The sequence below is a fragment of the Paraburkholderia suaedae genome, assembly GCF_040812055.1.
Classification (GTDB): domain Bacteria; phylum Pseudomonadota; class Gammaproteobacteria; order Burkholderiales; family Burkholderiaceae; genus Paraburkholderia.
On sequence record NZ_JBFOAH010000001.1, the window covers coordinates 432,226 to 449,890 of the forward strand.

Annotated in this window: 17 protein-coding genes; 12 read left to right on the forward strand and 5 right to left on the reverse strand. The window is 65.6% G+C overall.

Annotation, left to right across the window (positions count from 1 at the left end; genetic code table 11):
• Positions 1–115: 115 nt before the first annotated feature.
• Entirely contained in the window at positions 116–1,561 is a 1,446-nt protein-coding gene (locus ABQJ48_RS01890; protein ID WP_367835577.1) for an NAD-dependent succinate-semialdehyde dehydrogenase, read from the reverse strand.
• A 412-nt stretch (positions 1,562–1,973) separates the two neighbouring features.
• Between ABQJ48_RS01890 and ABQJ48_RS01895 the strand changes: the two genes are divergently transcribed.
• The 5 genes from ABQJ48_RS01895 to ABQJ48_RS01915 all read left to right on the forward strand — a co-directional run bounded on the left by ABQJ48_RS01895 (position 1,974) and on the right by ABQJ48_RS01915 (position 6,770).
• On the forward strand, positions 1,974–2,177 hold the full coding sequence (locus tag ABQJ48_RS01895) for a cold-shock protein (RefSeq protein ID WP_007181784.1): 204 nt from the start codon (positions 1,974–1,976) through the stop codon (positions 2,175–2,177).
• 162 nt (positions 2,178–2,339) lie between these two features.
• Positions 2,340–2,732 carry a hypothetical protein gene (locus tag ABQJ48_RS01900; protein ID WP_367835579.1) on the forward strand — a complete coding sequence of 131 codons (393 nt, stop codon included), beginning with the start codon at positions 2,340–2,342 and terminating at the stop codon, positions 2,730–2,732.
• A 251-nt stretch (positions 2,733–2,983) separates the two neighbouring features.
• Entirely contained in the window at positions 2,984–4,405 is a 1,422-nt protein-coding gene (gene hpnJ, locus ABQJ48_RS01905) for a hopanoid biosynthesis associated radical SAM protein HpnJ (RefSeq protein ID WP_367835580.1), read from the forward strand.
• Positions 4,402–5,562: a bacteriohopanetetrol glucosamine biosynthesis glycosyltransferase HpnI gene (gene hpnI, locus ABQJ48_RS01910; protein WP_367835582.1), complete on the forward strand. Its 1,161-nt coding sequence runs from the start codon at positions 4,402–4,404 to the stop codon at positions 5,560–5,562. The genes hpnJ and hpnI (ABQJ48_RS01910) overlap by 4 nt, the downstream gene beginning before the upstream one ends.
• Before the next feature lie 161 nt (positions 5,563–5,723).
• Entirely contained in the window at positions 5,724–6,770 is a 1,047-nt protein-coding gene (locus ABQJ48_RS01915) for a lysylphosphatidylglycerol synthase domain-containing protein (RefSeq protein ID WP_367835584.1), read from the forward strand.
• 72 nt (positions 6,771–6,842) lie between these two features.
• Here the strand turns inward: ABQJ48_RS01915 and ABQJ48_RS01920 are convergent, their stop codons facing one another.
• Both ABQJ48_RS01920 and ABQJ48_RS01925 read right to left on the reverse strand, forming a co-directional pair.
• Positions 6,843–8,258, reverse strand: a complete 1,416-nt coding sequence (locus ABQJ48_RS01920) for an ATP-binding protein (RefSeq protein ID WP_367835586.1) — start codon at positions 8,256–8,258, stop codon at positions 6,843–6,845.
• The gene (locus tag ABQJ48_RS01925) at positions 8,255–8,914 is read right to left on the reverse strand and encodes a response regulator (protein WP_367835588.1); all 660 of its coding nucleotides are present in this window, start codon (positions 8,912–8,914) and stop codon (positions 8,255–8,257) included. The genes ABQJ48_RS01920 and ABQJ48_RS01925 overlap by 4 nt, the downstream gene beginning before the upstream one ends.
• Positions 8,915–9,249: 335 nt before the next feature.
• On the opposite strand from ABQJ48_RS01925, the gene ABQJ48_RS01930 reads away from it, so the two are divergent.
• The 4 genes from ABQJ48_RS01930 to ABQJ48_RS01945 all read left to right on the forward strand — a co-directional run bounded on the left by ABQJ48_RS01930 (position 9,250) and on the right by ABQJ48_RS01945 (position 13,073).
• Positions 9,250–9,591, forward strand: a complete 342-nt coding sequence (locus ABQJ48_RS01930; protein WP_367835590.1) for a hypothetical protein — start codon at positions 9,250–9,252, stop codon at positions 9,589–9,591.
• Between the two features lie 12 nt (positions 9,592–9,603).
• Positions 9,604–10,896, forward strand: coding sequence for a bacteriohopanetetrol glucosamine biosynthesis glycosyltransferase HpnI (gene hpnI / locus ABQJ48_RS01935; protein WP_367835592.1), 1,293 nt, complete (start codon positions 9,604–9,606; stop codon positions 10,894–10,896).
• Entirely contained in the window at positions 10,886–11,707 is an 822-nt protein-coding gene (gene hpnK, locus ABQJ48_RS01940) for a hopanoid biosynthesis-associated protein HpnK (RefSeq protein ID WP_367835593.1), read from the forward strand. The genes hpnI (ABQJ48_RS01935) and hpnK overlap by 11 nt, the downstream gene beginning before the upstream one ends.
• A gap of 460 nt (positions 11,708–12,167) precedes the next feature.
• Positions 12,168–13,073 carry a ProQ/FinO family protein gene (locus ABQJ48_RS01945; protein WP_367835595.1) on the forward strand — a complete coding sequence of 302 codons (906 nt, stop codon included), beginning with the start codon at positions 12,168–12,170 and terminating at the stop codon, positions 13,071–13,073.
• Between the two features lie 16 nt (positions 13,074–13,089).
• On the opposite strand, the gene ABQJ48_RS01950 is transcribed toward ABQJ48_RS01945, so the two are convergent.
• Positions 13,090–14,442 (reverse strand): TAXI family TRAP transporter solute-binding subunit, encoded by a 1,353-nt coding sequence (locus ABQJ48_RS01950; protein ID WP_367835596.1) that lies wholly within the window; start codon positions 14,440–14,442, stop codon positions 13,090–13,092.
• A 210-nt stretch (positions 14,443–14,652) separates the two neighbouring features.
• Here ABQJ48_RS01950 and ABQJ48_RS01955 point away from each other — a divergent pair, with 210 nt between their 5' ends.
• The 3 genes from ABQJ48_RS01955 to ABQJ48_RS01965 all read left to right on the forward strand — a co-directional run bounded on the left by ABQJ48_RS01955 (position 14,653) and on the right by ABQJ48_RS01965 (position 16,488).
• The gene (locus tag ABQJ48_RS01955; protein WP_367835976.1) at positions 14,653–15,078 is read left to right on the forward strand and encodes a DUF2946 domain-containing protein; all 426 of its coding nucleotides are present in this window, start codon (positions 14,653–14,655) and stop codon (positions 15,076–15,078) included.
• Between the two features lie 105 nt (positions 15,079–15,183).
• A complete protein-coding gene (locus tag ABQJ48_RS01960; RefSeq protein WP_367835597.1) occupies positions 15,184–16,080 on the forward strand; it encodes a hypothetical protein in 897 nt (298 codons plus the stop codon).
• Positions 16,081–16,095: 15 nt separating this feature from the next.
• Entirely contained in the window at positions 16,096–16,488 is a 393-nt protein-coding gene (locus ABQJ48_RS01965; RefSeq protein ID WP_367835598.1) for a copper resistance CopC family protein, read from the forward strand.
• Positions 16,489–16,672: 184 nt separating this feature from the next.
• On the opposite strand, the gene ABQJ48_RS01970 is transcribed toward ABQJ48_RS01965, so the two are convergent.
• On the reverse strand, positions 16,673–17,560 hold the full coding sequence (locus ABQJ48_RS01970) for a LysR family transcriptional regulator (protein ID WP_367835599.1): 888 nt from the start codon (positions 17,558–17,560) through the stop codon (positions 16,673–16,675).
• Positions 17,561–17,665 lie beyond the last annotated feature (105 nt).

Consider the following 17,665-nt stretch of genomic DNA (forward strand, 5'->3'; position numbering starts at 1 on the left):
CGCGGTCCAAAGGGCTGTCCTGAAGGACTCGCCTGACGGACTTGCCTGACGGACTTGCGTCAGGGGGCGTGCCTTGGAGACTTGCCTGAGCCAGCGTCAGCCGCGCTTGCAGGTTTCAAGCCGACATCACCGACACCGACTTCGTGACGAGATACGCTTCCATCGCTTCGGGGCCGCCTTCCGAGCCGTAGCCGGAGTCCTTCACGCCGCCGAACGGCATTTCCGGCCATGGAGTGGCCGGCTGGTTGATCCACAGCATGCCGACTTCCAGTTGCTGCGACAGCAGATGCACGTTGCTAAACGACTTCGTGAACGCATATCCCGCGAGGCCAAACGGCAGTCGGTTGGCTTCGGCGATCGCTTCTTCGAGCTTGTCGAAGCCGCGGATCGCGGCGACCGGGCCGAACGGCTCGTTGTTGAACACGTCGGCTTCCAGCGACACGTTGCTCAGCACGGTCGGCGCAAAGAAGTTGCCTTCCGAGCCCACCCGCTCGCCGCCCGTCTCGACCTTCGCGCCGGTCTTGCGCGCGTCGTCGAGCACCTTGCTCATTGCGCTCAGGCGGCGTGCGTTGGCGAGCGGACCGAGGGTCGTGCCTTCCGCGAGGCCGTCACCGAGCTTCAGGCTTTCGGCGTGCCTGACGAGCGCCGCGGCGAATTCCTCGCGGATGCTGTTGTGCACCAGAAAGCGCGTCGGCGAGATACAGACCTGCCCCGCGTTGCGGAACTTGGCGCCGCCAGCCGCCTTGACGGCGAGCGCCACGTCGGCGTCGTCGGCCACGATGACGGGTGCATGGCCGCCCAGTTCCATCGTCGCGCGCTTCATATGCGAGCCGGCCAGCGCGGCCAGTTGTTTGCCGACCGGCGTCGAGCCGGTGAACGTCACCTTGCGGATCACCGGATGCGGAATCAGATAGCTGGATATCTCAGCCGGATCGCCGAACACGAGGCCGACGGTGCCCGCCGGCACGCCCGCCTCGACGAATGCGCGCAGCAGCGCCGCCGGCGAGGCCGGGGTCTCTTCCGGCGCCTTCACGAGGAACGAGCAGCCGCAGGCGAGCGCGGCGCTCAGCTTGCGCACCACCTGGTTGACCGGGAAATTCCACGGCGTGAACGCCGCCACCGGGCCGATCGGCTCCTTGAGCACCTGTTGCTGCACCGCGAGGTTGCGCGACGGCACGATGCGGCCGTACACGCGGCGGCCTTCGTCCGCGAACCATTCGATGATGTCGGCGGCCGACAGCACTTCGACGCGCGCTTCGGCGAACGGCTTGCCTTGTTCCTGCGTCATCAGGCGGGCGACGTCGGCGGCACGCTCGCGCACCAGCGCGGCAGCCTTGCGCATGATTGCGGCGCGCTCGTTCGCGGGCACCTTGCGCCATGCTTCGAAGCCGCGCTGCGCGGCTTGCAGCGCCCGATCGAGGTCGGCAATGCCGGCGTGGGCCACTTTGCCGATGGCCTGGCCGGTGGCCGGGTTGATGACGTCGAGGGTCTTGCCGCTGGCGGCGTCGCACCATTCGCCGTTGATCAGAAGTCGGGTATCGGTATAGCTCGAAGTGGCCATGCTGGGTTCCTGTGAATGGGAGAAACGACAGGCCGCGCGTTCGTCGTACCAGCCGACGAACATGCGCGGCCATGGATGGACTGCGGATAGCAATCATCTTATCTGATTGCGCGCGATCGCATCGGCCGCGGCCCCGGTTGCGAGGCCCCGCTTTCGAGGCCCGGCACGCGGCTTGCGGGACGGCTGTCACGGCGCTGGAAAATCGGTCGAAGCGGCGTTGCGCAAAGAGGCGTACAGTCAAGCAGCAGTAGCAGTGGCGGTGATGGCAACAGGGCCGGCGGCCACGGATCAGGCCGCAGCCGCTTCCGGCAGATCCTGCTGACTCGATCGAAGCGCGACGCAAGGTTCGAAAGCGGCGGCCAGAAGACAGCGACTGCGACTCAATCAACCCAGATCCACACGAGGAATCGACATGCCTACCGGTACAGTGAAGTGGTTTAACGACGCGAAGGGCTTTGGCTTCATCACACCCGACGACGGCGGCGAAGATCTGTTTGCGCATTTCTCGGAGATCCGCTCCGAGGGTTTCAAGTCGCTGCAGGAAAACCAGAAGGTCAGCTTTGAAATCAAGCAGGGACCAAAGGGTAAGCAGGCGGCGGATATCAAGCCGGTCTGACGAACGAGGAGTGGCCGACCCGTGCGCGATGCGGCGCGGGTCGGCCGCGATGCGATGGGTTAGGCGAATTGCCGCGAGGTTCGCCGCGCAAGTTGCTGCACAAGCTGCCGTGAATCATCCGAACGGCCGCGGGGCGCGCGGCCTGCCGAAAGCGAGGCCTTCGTGGACAAGGAGAGCGCATACCAGCAGATCACCGACAACGGCGGCGAAGCTTATGCGAGATACTTCGCCGCGCAGAACCCCGATCATCCACTCACACCATTCTGCTATCGTTATCTGTTCGAAAAGGATCTGCAAGCACGCACGGCGAACCATGACGAAGAGCGCGGCTTCGCCCTAAAGTCGCTCGCGCAGATGGAGTCGTCGTCGCACATCGCGCAGGCCGCGGCAAGCGCGTCGCGCGATGCGGCCACGGCCGCCCATACGTCGGCGCAGAGTGCGCGGCGCTCCGCGTTCTGGACCATGATTGCGGCTATCGCGTCGGCACTCGGCGTAGTGGTAAACGCGGCCCTCAACCTCGGCTGGCTCGAATGGGCCAGACACCTCGTCCCTTGAGCGTGGCTACGGCCGGGGAGGGCGCGGCAGCCCGTTTGCCGTCGTTACCACATACGGGCGACACGCGCGTGTCACGCGAAACTAAAGATGAGAACAATGCCGCAAGGGGCGGGAACGCAGTATTATTCTTCAGGTTTCCTTCAGCTTTGCTCCGTACTATTTGCGCCAGGACTCGCGCCCACGCGACTCATGGTCCCAATAGCTCTCCCGATTAAATACTGAAAGCGCCCTTCAGGCTCGCTGGAGCACTCATGAAAACTTTGTTCTTGCAGGCGCCATCTTTCGACGGTTTCGACGGCGGCGCGGGTTCACGCTATCAGGCCAAACGTGAGGTGAAGTCGTTCTGGTACCCCACGTGGCTCGCACAGCCGGCCGCTCTGATTCCGGGCAGCCGCGTCTTCGACGCGACCGCGAATGGCGCATCGGTGGACGAGACTCTCGAACTCGCCGAGCAATACGATCTCGTCATCATCCACACGAGCACGCCTTCCTTTCCGACGGACGCGATGTTCGCGCAGCATCTCAAGGAACGTAAGCCCTCGCTGTTGATCGGCATGGTCGGTGCGAAGGTCGCGGTCGACCCGCACAACTCGCTCACCGCGACCGAGGCGATCGACTTCGTTTGCCGCGAAGAATTCGATTTCACCTGCAAGGAAGTCGCCGAGGGCGTGCCGTTCACGCAGATCCAGGGCTTGAGCTACCGCGCGCCTGATGGCTCGATCGAGCACAACGAAGCACGCCCGATCCTCGAGAACATGGACGAATTGCCGTTCGTCGCGCCGGTCTACAAGCGCGATCTGAAGATCGAAAACTACTTCAACGGCTATCTGAAGCATCCGTACGTGTCGCTCTACACGGGCCGCGGCTGCCGTTCCAAGTGCACGTTCTGCCTGTGGCCGCACACCGTCGGCGGCCATCGCTATCGCACGCGTTCGGTCGAGCACGTGCTTGAAGAAGTGAAGTGGATTCGCGACAACATGCCTGAAGTCAAGGAGATCATGTTCGACGACGACACCTTCACCGACTTCAAGCCGCGCGCGGAAGAAATTGCGCGCGGCATGGGCAAGCTGGGCGTGACGTGGTCCTGCAACGCCAAGGCGAACGTGCCTTTCGCGACGCTGAAGATCATGAAAGAAAACGGCCTGCGCCTCCTGCTGGTCGGCTACGAGTCCGGCGACGACCAGATACTCGTCAACGTCAAGAAGGGCTTGCGCACGGACATGGCGCGGCGCTTCGCCAAAGACTGTCGCACGCTTGGCATCAAGGTTCACGGCACCTTCATCCTGGGCTTGCCGGGCGAGACGCCGGAAACGATTCAAAAGACCATCGAGTACGCGAAAGAGGTCAATCCGCTAACCATCCAGGTGTCGCTCGCCGCACCGTATCCCGGCACCGTGCTCTATAACCAGGCGGTCGAGAACGGCTGGCTCGCGGAGAACAAGGTCATCAATCTCGTCAGCAAGGAAGGGGTGCAGCTGGCGGCGATCGGCTATCCGCATCTGTCGCGCGACGAGATGTATCACCAGCTCGAAAACTTCTACAAGCGCTTCTATTTCCGGCCGTCCAAGATCTGGGAAATATTGCGCGAAATGCTCACCAGTTGGGACATGATGAAACGGCGCTTGCGTGAAGGCGTCGAATTCTTCCGCTTCTTGCGCGCCCATCAAGCGTGAGTACCGCACATCTGCTCGCCGTCACGCTAGGCTGCGCGTGTGCGGCAGCGGCTGTGTTCGGCATCGGCTATACCGTGCTGGCGGGCGCGCTGATCGGCCGTTTCTTTGCCCGGCCGCTGGCAGAACCGGCCAGTTTTCCGCCGGTCACGATCATCAAGCCGCTGCACGGCAGCGAACGCGCGCTGCTCGCGAATCTGTCGAGCTGCTGCTTGCAGGATTACGCCGGGCCGGTGCAATTCGTGTTCGGCGTGCACGACTCGGCCGACCCGGCGCTGCAAGCCGTCGACCAGCTGCGGCTGCTGCATCCGCAAGCCGATATCACCGTGGTGGCCGATGCGCGTCTGTACGGCCCGAACCGCAAGATCAGCAACATCCTCAACATGCTGCCGCACGCGCGGCACGACGTGCTGGTATTCGCCGACAGCGACGTGAGCGTGGCGCCCGACTATCTGCGCAACGTGATCGGCGAATTGCAAAAGCCGGATGTCGGACTGGTCACGTGCGCGTATCGCGGGCAACCCGATCCGGGCTTCTGGCCGCGGCTGTCGGTCAAGGCCACCAACTACCAGTTCCTGCCCAGCGTGGTGACCGGACTGACGCTCGGGCTCGCGCGGCCGTGCTTCGGACAGACCATCGCGATGCGGCGCGCCACGTACGACAAAATCGGCGGCTTCGCGCCGTTCGTGCGGCATCTCGCCGAAGATTACGAGATCGGCGAGGCGGTGCGCAGGATCGGCGAGAAGGTGGTGATTCCGCCGTTTCCGATCGCGCATGCGTGCGTGGAAGCCAGTGCGAAGCAGCTGGTCGCGCATGAACTGCGCTGGAGCCGCACGATTCGCCATATCGATCCGCTCGGGCATCTGGGCTCGGCGCTGATTCATCCGCTCGCGTTCGCGCTGCTTGCGCTCGCGCTTTCTGGCGGCGCGATCTGGGCGTGGCTGCTCGCGCTCGTCGCCCTCTGTGCGCGGCTCGCGCTGCAACGGCTCACCGAGCGGGCATTGCACCTCGAGTCGCGCGACACGTGGTTGCTGCCGTTATGGGATATCGTATCCTTTGCGATCTTTATCGCGAGTTTCCTGTCGTCGCGGGTGATCTGGCGGGGCTTCAGCTTCAAGGTGGACGGCGACGGTCTGCTGTCGGCTGCGCGCGACGAATGACGAATTAAACGGCGGGCTGGATCGGTAATGATGCAAGGGATGAAGCAAGCGTTTTTCGAACCGCGAGACGGTGGCAGGAAAGCGGCAGTGGCAGTGCCAACCGCAGCAACGGCAGCAACGGCAGGAGCGTGGGGCCCCGAGCGCGCCCGTGAGGTGGCCGCATGATGAAACATCTCGGCCGCGTCGCGGCATTGGTGGGCTTGCTGCTGTCGCTGTGGCTCGTCTGGCGCGGCAATCCCGGTGCCGTGCTCGGCGCGCTGCGGGCCGCCGGCGCGGGCCTCGTGCTGGCGGCGCTGGTCCACGTACTGCCTATGCTCGCCAACGCATGCGACTGGCGCTCGCTGATTCGCGGCGCGAACCGGCCCAGCGTCCTGAACATGCTGCATGTGGTGTGGGTGCGCGAATCGGTCAACAGCATGCTGCCAGTGGCGCGGGTCGGCGGCGAAGTGATCGCGTTTCGCATGCTCAGAGGCTGGGGCGTGCGGCCGTCAACGGCGGTGGGCAGCATCATCGTCGACATGCAACTCACGGTCATCAGCCAGTTGCTGTTCACGATGGTCGGCATCGGCTTCCTGTTCGCGCACGCACAGTCGGGTACGCTGCGGCTCGCGGGGCAACTGGCGTGGGGCGTCGCGGCGCTGGCGCCGCTGCTGCTGCTGTTCGCGCTCGTGCAGCATGCCAACCCGTTCGAGCGCATTACGCGCGTGCTCAATCGTGTGACGAGCGGCAAGCTCGCGGCGCTAGTCGGACAGTCGGCGCAGATCGACCGGTCTATCAAGCTGATCTGGCGGCGGCGCGCGGTGGTGCTGCGCTATCTGCTGTTCTGGCAGCCGCTGCAGTGCTTCCTGACATCGCTGGAAATCTGGCTCGCGCTGCATTTTCTCGGCGTGCCTGTCACGCTTGTCGAAGCGGTCGTGATCGAGTCGCTCATCCAGGCGATCAGCAGCGCAGCGTTCTTCGTGCCCGGTGGGCTGGGCGTGCAGGAAGGCGGGTTCATCCTGGTCGGCGGCGCGCTCGGACTGGAGCCGTCCACTTGCCTTGCGCTCGCCGCCGCGCGGCGCATTCGCGATCTGATGGTGTTCGTGCCTGGGCTGATCGCGTGGCAGTTCGCCGAGTCGTCCAGCCGCATCCGCGAGCGCGGGCAGCGGCGCGCCCGCGCAGTGGCGCGATCGCGCTCGGCCGGCGCGCACCAGACGAGCCGACGCTAGCATCGCGTGCGGGGCCGTGCCGGGCGTGCCGGGCGTGGGGGCCATGCAAACGGTGCAAGCCCTGCTAGCGCGTTAGTGGGCGGGTGCCCGCGCTGGCGCATACGCGGGAAACGACAGCTCGACCGCAAGGCCCCTGTTCCCGATGCCCGTGCCAAGATGCAGCCGCGCGCCGAAGTGCTCGGCGATGCGCGCGACGATCGACAAGCCCAGCCCGCTGCCGGTCGCGTGTTGGCCGGTCGCGCGAAAAAACCGGTGGGTCAGGCGCGCGAGATCGTCGGGCGCGACGCCAGGGCCGTCGTCGCGTACGGTGAGTTCCACCCGGTCTTCGGCACGTCGCACCGCGACTTCGATGCGGCCGCCGTCGCGTCCGTACTTGATCGCATTGTCCAGCAGATTGTCGAGCAGGATGCCGATCAGCACCGGCTCCGCATAAATCTCCGCATGCGTGTCGCCCAGCAGACTCACGCTGATGTTCTTCTGCTGCGCGCTGCGCTCGTTGGCGAGCAATGCGTTCTTCGCCACGCTTGCCGGTTTGAGCGGCACGGTCGACAACTTCTCGTGCATATCCAGACGCGCGAGGAGCAGCAACTGCTCCGCGAGCCGCGCGCTGCGATCCACCCCTTGCACGACGCGTTCCATCGCGAGCCGCTGTAGCGCCGCGTCGTGCTCGCCCAGCGCGACCTGCGCCTGTACCTTGATCGCGGCAAGCGGTGTCTTCAGTTCGTGAGCGGCGTCGGCGGTAAACGCGCGTTCGCGCTCGAGCGAACTCTGCAAACGCGCCAGCATCAGGTTGATCGCGTCGACGAGCGGCCGCACTTCGGTGGGCGCGCGGCCGATCTCGACCGGCTCCATCCGGTTGATGTCGCGTGAGCGGATCGCGTTGGACAGCACCTTGAGCGGCGCGAGACTCCAGCCGATGCTGAACCACACCAGCAGCGCGAGCACCGGTAGGGCCACGAGCGTAGGCCGCGCGATCCGGCTCGCCACGCCGCTCACCAGGTCACTGCGCGTATTGGCCGGTTCGAACACGCGCACCGTGTGACCGAGTGCGGTGTCGCGCAGCGTGAACGTGTGATACATCTGGCGGCCCAGCGTGATGTCGTGCCCGCCGCTCGCGGCCGGCAGCGGCAGATCCCACGCACCCAGCGCGCGCAATTGCGGGCTGCCCGCCAGTACGTCGCCGTTCGCGCGACGCACCTGGAACAGGGCGTCGCGCGGCAGCGTGTCGTCGTCGTCGAGATCGTTCGCGCCGGGGCCGCCGCCTTTTTCTTCCTCACGCACGTCGATGCGCGCGTTGGCAAGCACGCTCAGATTGTGCTGATCGAGCAGCGCGAGGATTTGCGCGAGTTCCGCGAGGCGCGCCTCTTCCCATTCGCCGACTTCGCGCGACGCCTGACGATAGCTCGACAACAACGCGACGCCCCAGACCAGCGCGATGCTCGCCAGTACCAGCAGCGACAGGCGCCGGCGGATCGACGGGCCCATCACGCTTTCTCCATCACGTAGCCGATATTGCGCACGGTCTTGATCAAGCCCGCGCCGAGTTTCTTGCGCAGGTTCGACACGTGTACTTCGATCGCGTTGCTTTCGATTTCTTCCTGCCAGCCGTACAGGCTTTCTTCGAGCCGCGAGCGCGACTGCGGAATGCCCTGATTGGTCAGCAACTGCAGCAGAATCGCCCATTCGCGCGAGGTGAGCGGCACGCGCCTCGCGCCCACTTCGACCGTTTGCGCGGCGGGGTTGACCGTCAGGTCCTGATAGTGGATCAACTCGACGCTGCGGCCTTGCGCACGGCGCAGCAAGACGCGGCAACGCGCAATCAGCTCGGTCAGGTCGAAGGGTTTGCCGAGGTAGTCGTCCGCGCCGGCTTCAAGACCGCTGACACGGTCGACCACCGTACTCTTCGCGGTCAGGATCAGCACCGGCACGTCCTTGCCCGCGTCGCGCAGTTGCTTGAGCAGTTCCATGCCGGACACGCGCGGCAAGCCGAGGTCGAGGATCACGAGCGCATACGCGGTGGTGTCGAGCGCGAGGCCGGCCTTGTGGCCGTCGCGCGCCCAGTCGACCGTGAAGCCTGCCTGCTTCAGTCCTGCTTCGACGCCGTAGCCGATCAGTTCGTCGTCTTCTATGAGGAGTACACGCATGGGAGTTCAGTGGTGAATGTTTGATTGCGCAACGGTAGGCGTTGTTATCGAGGTCCCCGGTTGGTCAGGCGAAGTTTAACCAGCGTCCCGATCATCTGCTTCGTACCTTGCGAATACTTAAGGTTTCCTTCAGCTTGAATCGATAGTATCGCCCCTGAGCCGCGCGGTTCGAGTGATGAGCGAACAGTAAAGCGCCAACAGTAAAGCGCCGTTGCTGTCGGCCGATATTGTCAGGCTTCTGAAGCCAGATCGTAAGTAGTTCGATGTATTTTTTCGCCCGGTGTTTGTATACCGATGAATGCGCCATGCGTTCCATCAGGTCGCGAGGCAACGTTATGAAGCCAGTCACCGTCGACATGCTGAGACCCCATCTGCTGGTCGCATCGCTGACAGCCGCGGGCGCCGAGGCCGTGCTTGGCATCGCGCTGCTGCTTGTGCCGGTGTCGCAGCAGTTCTTCTCGAGCGCACCGTTCCGCCTGCTCGCAATCGTGGTGATCATCGGCGGCGCGATCGCGACGCGCGAATTCGCGCACGCGGCATTCCAGGTCGCGATCAAAAGACGGCACACCATGACTGCCGGGTGCTCGGGGCAGGTGGCGCCGGACTGTCCGCGCCGATGGCTCGTCATTCTCCATCTACGGCTGACGGGTCGACCGTTCGTGCTGGCCGCGCCCTGACGGATACGGACGATGGCGGCGCACGTATGGACCATATGCCAGTGGATCGTGATAAGCGGCTGCGCCGGCGCCGCGCTTTACACGATGGCCGCGGCGCTGGCAATGCCGTTCTTCGGCACGTGCCGCTACGGCGCGCCCGGGCAGGCCGGCTCGTCTGATCTTCCGCATGCCGGCGCGAGCGCGCCGCAGCCGGCGCAGCGCTTCGCGCGGGTCGGCGTGAGCGTGCTCAAACCCTTGTGCGGCGCCGAGCCGCGTCTCTACGAAAACCTGCGGACCTTCTGCGAACAACGCCATGAGCATTTCCAGCTCGTGCTCGGCGTATCGTCGCCGGACGATCCCGCGATCGCGGTGGTACGGCGTCTGCAGAAGGCCTACCCGACGCACGACATCGAGCTTGCAATCGATACGCGCGTGCACGGCAGCAATCTGAAAGTCAGTAATCTGATGAATATGGCCGGGCGCGCCCGGCACGACGTCATCGTCATCGCCGACAGCGACATCGCCGTGCAAGCCGATTATCTCGACAGCGTTGCCGCGCCGCTCGCCGACTCGCGCGTGGGTGTCGTCACGTGTCTGTATCTCGCGCGCGGCGTCGGCGGCTTCTGGCCGCGCGTGGGTGCGCTGTTCATCAACGAATGGTTCGCGCCGTCGGTGCGCGTCGCGCATGCGGCCGGTTCGCGCCGGTTCGGGTTTGGCGCGACGCTGGCATTGCGCCGAGCGACGCTGGAGCGCATTGGCGGATTCGACGCGCTCAAAAACTGTCTCGCGGACGACTACTGGCTGGCCGAGCACGTGCGCGCGCTCGGGCTGCAGACCGTGCTCTCGCGCGTGATGGTCGCCACCGACGTGATCGAGCCGACCTTCCGCGCCCTATGGCAGCGCGAAACGCGCTGGCTGCGCACGATCCGTTCGGTGAGTCCGTTGGGTTTCGCGTCGCTGGTCATCACGTTTCCGACGCCGTGGCTCTTGACCGGCGCGTGGCTGAGCGCATTTCTCGCGAGCGGCGCATACCACGGCGCGCCCTCCGCAGCCGCGCTCGCGAGCGCAGCGAGCACGGGGGCCGGCCTCGGCGCGCGTCTGCTGCTACATCTGCGCGCCGCACGTCGCGAGCGCACCTTCTGGCGCGACCTGCCGCTCGTCCCGTTGCGCGATATGCTGCTGGCGTTGCAATGGTGCGTCGGCGCATTCGGCTCGCACGTGACGTGGCGCGGCGCGCGCGTGCCGCTGGAAACATCGGCTGCGTCGCTCGCGCGCAGAAGGCGCCTGAACGTGATGGATGCGATGGAGGTGTCGGATGGCGGTTAGGCCGCGCGGGCTGATCGTGACCGCGGACGATTTCGGCCTGCATTCACGCGTGAATCTGGCGGTCGAATGCGCGCATCAACACGGCGTGCTGAGCGCGGCGAGCCTCATGATCGGCGCGCCGGCCGCACGCGATGCCGTCGCGCGCGCCCGCGCGTTGCCGCAGTTGCGGGTCGGTCTGCATCTCGTTCTGGCCGATGGCGCGGCGCTCCTGCCGCGCGCAGCGATCCGCGCGCTGCTCGACGAGCGTGGCCGTTTCGGCGACAACATGGTGCGCGACGGCATGCGTTTTTTCTTCCTGCCGCACGTGCGCAAGCAGCTCGCGCGTGAAATTCGCGCGCAGTTCGACGCGTTTGCGCAAACCGGCTTGACGCTCGATCACGTGAACACGCACAAGCATTTTCATCTGCACCCGACGGTGCTCGGGCTGATTCTCGCGATCGGCCGCGAGTACGGGATGAAGGCGATGCGCCTGCCGTTCGAGGCGAACGCGCCGCTGTGGCTCAGGCCGTGGATCGTGCAGGTGAGGGCGCGCCTCGACCGGGCGGGGGTGGCGCACAACGACTACGTGGTCGGGGTTGCGCGCAGCGGGCGCATGGACGAGGCAGCGTGGCTCGCTGCGCTGGCCGATCTGCCGCACGGCGTCGGCGAGATCTACTGCCATCCCGCACTGGCCGGCGAGCATGCGCTAAGCGACGGGATGCGCGACTACCGGCATGCCGATGAACTGCAGGCGCTGCTTTCGCCGAAGGTGGCCGCCGCGATCAGCGCGTCGGGCGCGCGGGTCGGCGGATTCGCGGACGTGCTGGCGTAGCGGCTCGTGCATCTGCATCTGATGAGCGCGACGAGCGCAGCGGCTCGGTCTCGCCATCGTGGCGCGGATCGCCGGGCCAGATTCGCTTCGAGTCTGGCTGCACGATATAACGCCGGTGCCCCGGCTCCCGCGTCGTGGGTCCGGTCCGACGGCGCTCGGCGCGCAAACGTCCCGGCCGTCGAAAGCGATTCGCCGGGGCGGCCCGGATTGCGTCGAGCGGCGCACCGCGGGCGCGCCGTGCCTCGGTGCAGTGATCCCCTGCGACTGCATTCGCCGATCAAACCGCGCGGCGGCAGGCGGCTGTGTCGGCGATTTACCGAGCGCACACTAGCGGCGCGGCGGGGCTGAAGAGGGTCGGCCGGCGTGATCGGCACGGTATCTGAATCGGCGCGCGGACCATTGTCGCGAGCGCGCCTGCGCACGCTGCTACAATCTTCTCTTTCTCCACCGATTGTGCGCTATGGGTTTCGAACAACTCGCTGAACTGAAGAAGCAACTGGCCGCTGCACGCGCCGAAGCCGCGCCTGCCGCCAAGCCCGGTGGCGGACCGGCATCCAAGTCTGCTTCAAAGCCGGCTTCAAAGCCCGCTGCGAAGCCTGCTCCGAGGCCTGCGTCCAAGGCCGGCTCGAGGCCAGGCGGCAAGCCTGGCCGCGGCCCTGCGGAGCCGCGCCGCGATGCGCAAGCGCGTCGCGACGCGCCGGCGGCCCCCGCGCAAGCGACGCCAGTAGCAGTGGATGCGAGGCCGGTGGACCCGGTCGTCAAGTCGATCGGGCGTTTGCAGAAGCGCTTCCCGATCGCGTTCCCGAAGAATCCCGCGCCCAAGCTGCCGTTGAAGATCGGCATCTTCGAAGACCTCCTTGCGCATTCGAAGGAGCTGTCGCTAAGCGAAGCAGAGCTGCGCGACGCGATCAAAACCTGGTGCCGGGGCAGCCGCTACTGGAAGTGCCTCGTAGAAGGCGCGGCGCGAGTCGACCTGAGCGGCGTCGAAGCCGGCAAGGTCACCGCACAGGAAGCGGCGGGCGCGCAGCGCCTGCAAGCGCACCGCGCGGGCAAGGGCACGCCTAAGGCCGCGGGTGCGCCCGCCGCCGAAGCGCCGGCGGCGGCGCAAGATCCAGTGGCGGCAGCGTCGGCCGAAACACCAGGGGCAGCGGGAGCGGCCGATGCTCCAGGGGCAGCGGGAGCGGCCCAAGGTTCAGTGGCGGCAGCAGCGCCCGCACCAGCGGCCGACGAAGCCGCCGCCGATTCCCCAGCGCCGGGCGAATCCGCCACGCCGCGTGAGGCCAGCCCGACGGAACCGTGCGCAGACAACGCGGCCGTTGTGCACCCGCCAGCTTCGCCGACCGCGCCGGTCGCACCTTCAGCCTGAGGCTCGCGGCACCGCGCTACGCGGTGCCGTTTTGCCGCTCGGCAGCCGTCAGCCGGCTGCGCACGAAGCCGACGTGTTGGCGCAGCACGTAGAACGCGTCGGCATAAGCGAGCGGCATGCGCAGCCGATTCAACGACGCCTCGATCTCATCCAGTTGTGCGAAGAGCTGCTTGCGCTCGTTGCCGGTGGAATGACTGAGCGCGGCGCGTTCGATCGCAATCAGCGAACCGTAATAACGATAGATCCGCGAACGTATCCGCCAGCGATAAAGCGCGGGAATCACCCGCATGGTCGGAAACAGCAGCACGGCCACCGGCAGCAACAGCACGAGCGCGCGGTCGCCGATGCTTGCCAGCCAGAACGGCAGCGTGCGGTAGAGGAAACTCTTGCCGCTCCGGTAGTAGCGCTGCGCGTCCTCGCTGATCTGATATTCGTGGGCGACCGGATTCGGAAACTGTCCCGCGTACTGCAACAAACCGGGCATGCCATGTACTTCCTGGGCAGCTTCGATCAACAGATCCGAGATGGCCGGGTGCAGATGGGTCCGCGCGAGCAGTTCCACCGTGGGGCTGATCAGATGCACCGTTTCGGGCGGAATCCGGTGCTTCAGATCGAGCACGCCGGGCGGCAGGTCGATCCGGTCCAGGTACGGGAAGACGCGCGTATAGGCGCTCGCTTCGTCGAAGTTGATGACCGAGATGCCGGGCACCCTCAGCAGACGCAGCATCAGATCACGGGTTGCCGAGTCGCCGCTCAGAATCGCCGCGTCCGCCTGGCCCGCGACCAGTTGTGTCGCGGCCTGCAGACCGTCGCTCGGCAGCAGCACCGTGGCGCCGCCAGGCTCGATGCCGTTCGCGTCCAGCAGCTTGAGCGCGAGCCGGCGCGTGCCGCTGCCTTCGCGGCCGATGGCGATCCGCTTGCCTTCCAGCTGCGACAGGCGCGTGACGCCTGTGCCGCGATAAAACACCACCACCGGCACATAGAACATGCTGCCGAGCGACATCAGCGACGACGTGTCGAGTCCGTCGGCGAGACCGCCTTGCACCAGCGCCACGTCGACGTGCTGCTTCGGGTCCAGCAGACGCTGCAGATTCTGCTCCGAGCCGTCGGACTCCAGCACATTCAGCCGGACGCCGTTGCGCGCGAGAATCTTCTTGTACTGATTCGCGAAGCTGAGAAACGAGCTGTCGCGCGGACCGGCGCTGATCGTGATGGATCTGGGCGGCGCGGGATCGGCCACCCATACGAGCAGTGTGATCACCAGCACGACGAGGACCGCCACGATCACATACGGCAGCGTGTGATCGCGCCATTCGGCATGCGGATGGCTGCCGGGAAATCGTGGGGGACGTTGACGCAGCGCTTTCATGGAGACTCCGTGGGCGCAATCCGGGGTGGGGCAATTGTCTACTGTAAGCGCCTGGTTTGTCGTCGGCAGTTTGCTCCAGGGAGCTGGCAGCATGACTCGATCGCTGTCGGTCGTGATAAGCCATGCATCGATCCGCCCCATTGCTGGGGCTGGCATGCGCCAATTAGCGTGGCATAATCCGCGACAGCTTTTCATCGCATCGGTGGGCGAATCTTGAGGCGTTTCCAGCGGAAAATCGGCAGTTGGCTCGGATTGATTGCGATCCTGATGGCCTCGCTCGCGCCGACGATTTCGCATACGCTCGCTGCGCACGCGGATCGCGACCCGATGTCGGCAGTTCTCTGCTCCGCAGCATCGATCGGGTCGATGGACGCAATCTCGTCGGTCTCTGACCAACCGGCGCATGTGCCCGCCGCGCCCGACGATTCCACCCACAAGCCCGCGCAGATGTCCGACGGCGACGCCTGCGGCTATTGCAGCCTGCTCGTCCATCTGCCGGTCATGCCGAGCGTCGAGGCGCTATTTCTGGTCGTCGTCCGGGTGACGCAGCACACCGTTGCTACGCGCTTTGACAGCACGCGCCGCGTCGAACCGCTCACCTTTGCGCGGCCGCGCGCGCCACCGTCCGCATCCTGAACCGAGTCACCCAAGCGCGGTGCGTTCAAGCGCATCGCGTCTGCCGCCGCGTGCCCGTTCGAACGTGCGCGCCGGCATTTCACGACCGATCTGACAGGATGAACCATGGCAACCTCACTCACGCGCGGCGGCCGGCCGCTGCGCGCCGCGCCGCTCGTCGCATTGTCCGCGAGCCTCGTGTTCTGCACGCCGTCGCTCGTCCAGGCCCACGCGATCGCGGGCAACCGCGTATTCCCGTCGACGATGGCAGTCGACGACCCCGGCGTCGGCGACGAAGCCAACTTCGAGTACGGCCATCAGCGCGTGCCCGGCGATGATGGCGACCAAAGCATCAACACCTTTAGCTTCGAATACGACAAGCTGATCACGCCTCGCCTTGCGGTGTCCGTCGACGGCACTTATGCGATGCAAAACAATCCGACTGCGCGCGGCTTCGACAACTTCGGCGTCGGCCTGAAGTACCTGCTGTACGTCAACGACGCGCACGAATTCATGTCCTCGATCGGCGTGCACGCCGAACTCGGCGGCACAGGCAGCCGCGCCATCGCCGATAATTTCTCGACGATCTCGCCGACGGTGTACGTCGGCAAGGGCATGGGCGATCTGCCGGACTCGCTCGCTTATCTGCGGCCCGTAGCGATCACCGCCGAAGCGGGCCCGGCGCTGACCACCGGCGCGGGTCAGCCGAACGCGTTCAACTACGGCTTCACCGTGCAATACAGCTTGCCGTATCTCCAGCAGCACGTGCACGACGCCGGTCTGCCGCAGCCGTTCGCGAACCTGATCCCGCTGGTGGAGATTCCGCTATCGAGGAGCCAGGGGCAAACCACTGGCACGGTCAATCCGGGCTTCATCTGGATCAACCGCTATGGGCAGTTCGGTGTCGAGGCGCAAATTCCGATCAATCGGGCGAGCGGATCGCACGTCGGCATTCTGGTGCAGGCACACATTTTCTTCGACGACGTGGCGCCCACCACCCTCGGCAAACCGCTGTTTCCCTAAAGCAGGAGAGAGACGATGGATAAGGTGCTGAACAGATCGGAGCGCATCGGCAGGCGCGCGGTCGCGAAACTGACGGCGCTTGCCGCCGGTCTCGCGTTCGCGAGCGCCGCGTTTGCACATGTGTTTCCGCAAAAGCAGGAGCCGGGCGCCGGCGCGACGGTGGCGTCGCCGGCGCAGGTCCGCGTGACGTTCGACGGGCCGCTCGAGCCGGCATTCAGTTCGCTCACGGTCACCGACGCGAGCGGCAAGCAGCTCACCACTGAAAAGGCTTCGGTCGACCCGCATCAGCCGCGCACGATGACCGTGCGCCTGCCGTCGCTCGCGGCGGGTCACTATACGGTGCACTGGGTCGCAGTGGCATCGGACGGGCATCGCACGCAAGGCGATTATGGCTTCAACGTGAAGTAGCGTGAGCAGCTAGCAGGTCCTCGTGCGCGCATCGTCTACGGCTGTCCGGTTGGCTTGCCGACCGCGGCCTTGACGATGCACTCGCACGCGCATGTCCACGAGGAACGACGCAACGTCTGCTTGCTTGCTCGATCGGGTCGCGGCAATCGTGCGGCGCTTGAACGAGCATTCACACGACAGGGGATCACCCCCGCTTGAACAGCTGGCGGGCGAGCGAACACATCAGCGTAGTGGCGGGCGATTCGTCCTGCAAACGGCGGCTCATGATGATCGGCGACGCGATGTTGGCCGCCGGAATGGGCCGATAAGTGACGCCGTGCGCGCGCAAGCCTTCCACGCTTTCCGGCACGAGGCACACGCCCACTTGCGCGGCCACCAGACCCAGCGCGGTCTGCAATTCCCTCACTTCATGAATCGCCTTGGGCTCGAGCGCGTGATCGTGCAGCGCGGAGAGTTGCTGGTCGGCGTAGCTCGGGCGCGGCGTGCTCGGATAGACGATCAGCGTCTCCTGCGCGAGCGCGGCCAGCGTCAGCGGCTTTTTCTGGCGGGCGAGGGGATGATCCTGCGGCAGCGCTGCGATCAACCGTTCCTCGACGAGCACTTCGCGCGCCAGTTGCGCATCGTCAAAACGCAGACGGCCAAAGCCGACGTCGATACGGCCGCCTTTGAGCGCGCCCAGTTGTTCGATCGTGGACATTTCGATCAGCGACAGCTCGATATGCGGCGCCGCTTCGCGAAACGCGCGGATCACGGCAGGCAGCGCGCCGTACAGTGTCGACGGCACGAAGCCGATCACGATGCGCTCGGCCAGTTGCGCGAGCCGGCGTGTGAGCGGCGCGAGCTCATCGGCATCGTCGATCAGGCGCTTGGCCTGAGCGTAGAAGATGCGGCCGGCTTCGGTCAGGCGCAGCGGACGCGAGCCACGTTCGAACAGCGGCAGCCCGACGCTTTCCTCGATCTGCTGAATCTGCCGGCTCAGCGGCGGCTGCGTCATGTGCAGGCGATTGGCGGCCCGCGTGATGTTCATCTCTTCGGCGACCGCAATGAAATAGCGGAGCTGGCGAAGTTCCATGCATGCCTCTGGTCGTATAAAGATTCTTGTTGGTGCTGGACGTTGCCTCGAACGCGATGATGGTGCGCAGCGCGCCGACCACGCCCAGCATCCGCAACCTGCAAT

Excerpts from the sequence above, each read along its gene's own strand:
- hpnI (WP_367835592.1), top strand. The coding sequence starts at position 9,604 with ATGGCGGCGCACGTATGGACCATATGCCAGTGGATCGTGATAAGCGGC.
- hpnK (WP_367835593.1), top strand. The coding sequence starts at position 10,886 with ATGGCGGTTAGGCCGCGCGGGCTGATCGTGACCGCGGACGATTTCGGC.
- hpnJ (WP_367835580.1), top strand. The coding sequence starts at position 2,984 with ATGAAAACTTTGTTCTTGCAGGCGCCATCTTTCGACGGTTTCGACGGC.
- ABQJ48_RS01960 (WP_367835597.1), top strand. The coding sequence starts at position 15,184 with ATGGCAACCTCACTCACGCGCGGCGGCCGGCCGCTGCGCGCCGCGCCG.
- ABQJ48_RS01970 (WP_367835599.1), bottom strand. The coding sequence starts at position 17,560 with ATGGAACTTCGCCAGCTCCGCTATTTCATTGCGGTCGCCGAAGAGATG.
- ABQJ48_RS01945 (WP_367835595.1), top strand. The coding sequence starts at position 12,168 with ATGGGTTTCGAACAACTCGCTGAACTGAAGAAGCAACTGGCCGCTGCA.
- ABQJ48_RS01965 (WP_367835598.1), top strand. The coding sequence starts at position 16,096 with ATGGATAAGGTGCTGAACAGATCGGAGCGCATCGGCAGGCGCGCGGTC.
- ABQJ48_RS01925 (WP_367835588.1), bottom strand. The coding sequence starts at position 8,914 with ATGCGTGTACTCCTCATAGAAGACGACGAACTGATCGGCTACGGCGTC.
- ABQJ48_RS01895 (WP_007181784.1), top strand. The coding sequence starts at position 1,974 with ATGCCTACCGGTACAGTGAAGTGGTTTAACGACGCGAAGGGCTTTGGC.
- ABQJ48_RS01950 (WP_367835596.1), bottom strand. The coding sequence starts at position 14,442 with ATGAAAGCGCTGCGTCAACGTCCCCCACGATTTCCCGGCAGCCATCCG.
- ABQJ48_RS01915 (WP_367835584.1), top strand. The coding sequence starts at position 5,724 with ATGATGAAACATCTCGGCCGCGTCGCGGCATTGGTGGGCTTGCTGCTG.
- ABQJ48_RS01890 (WP_367835577.1), bottom strand. The coding sequence starts at position 1,561 with ATGGCCACTTCGAGCTATACCGATACCCGACTTCTGATCAACGGCGAA.
- ABQJ48_RS01930 (WP_367835590.1), top strand. The coding sequence starts at position 9,250 with ATGAAGCCAGTCACCGTCGACATGCTGAGACCCCATCTGCTGGTCGCA.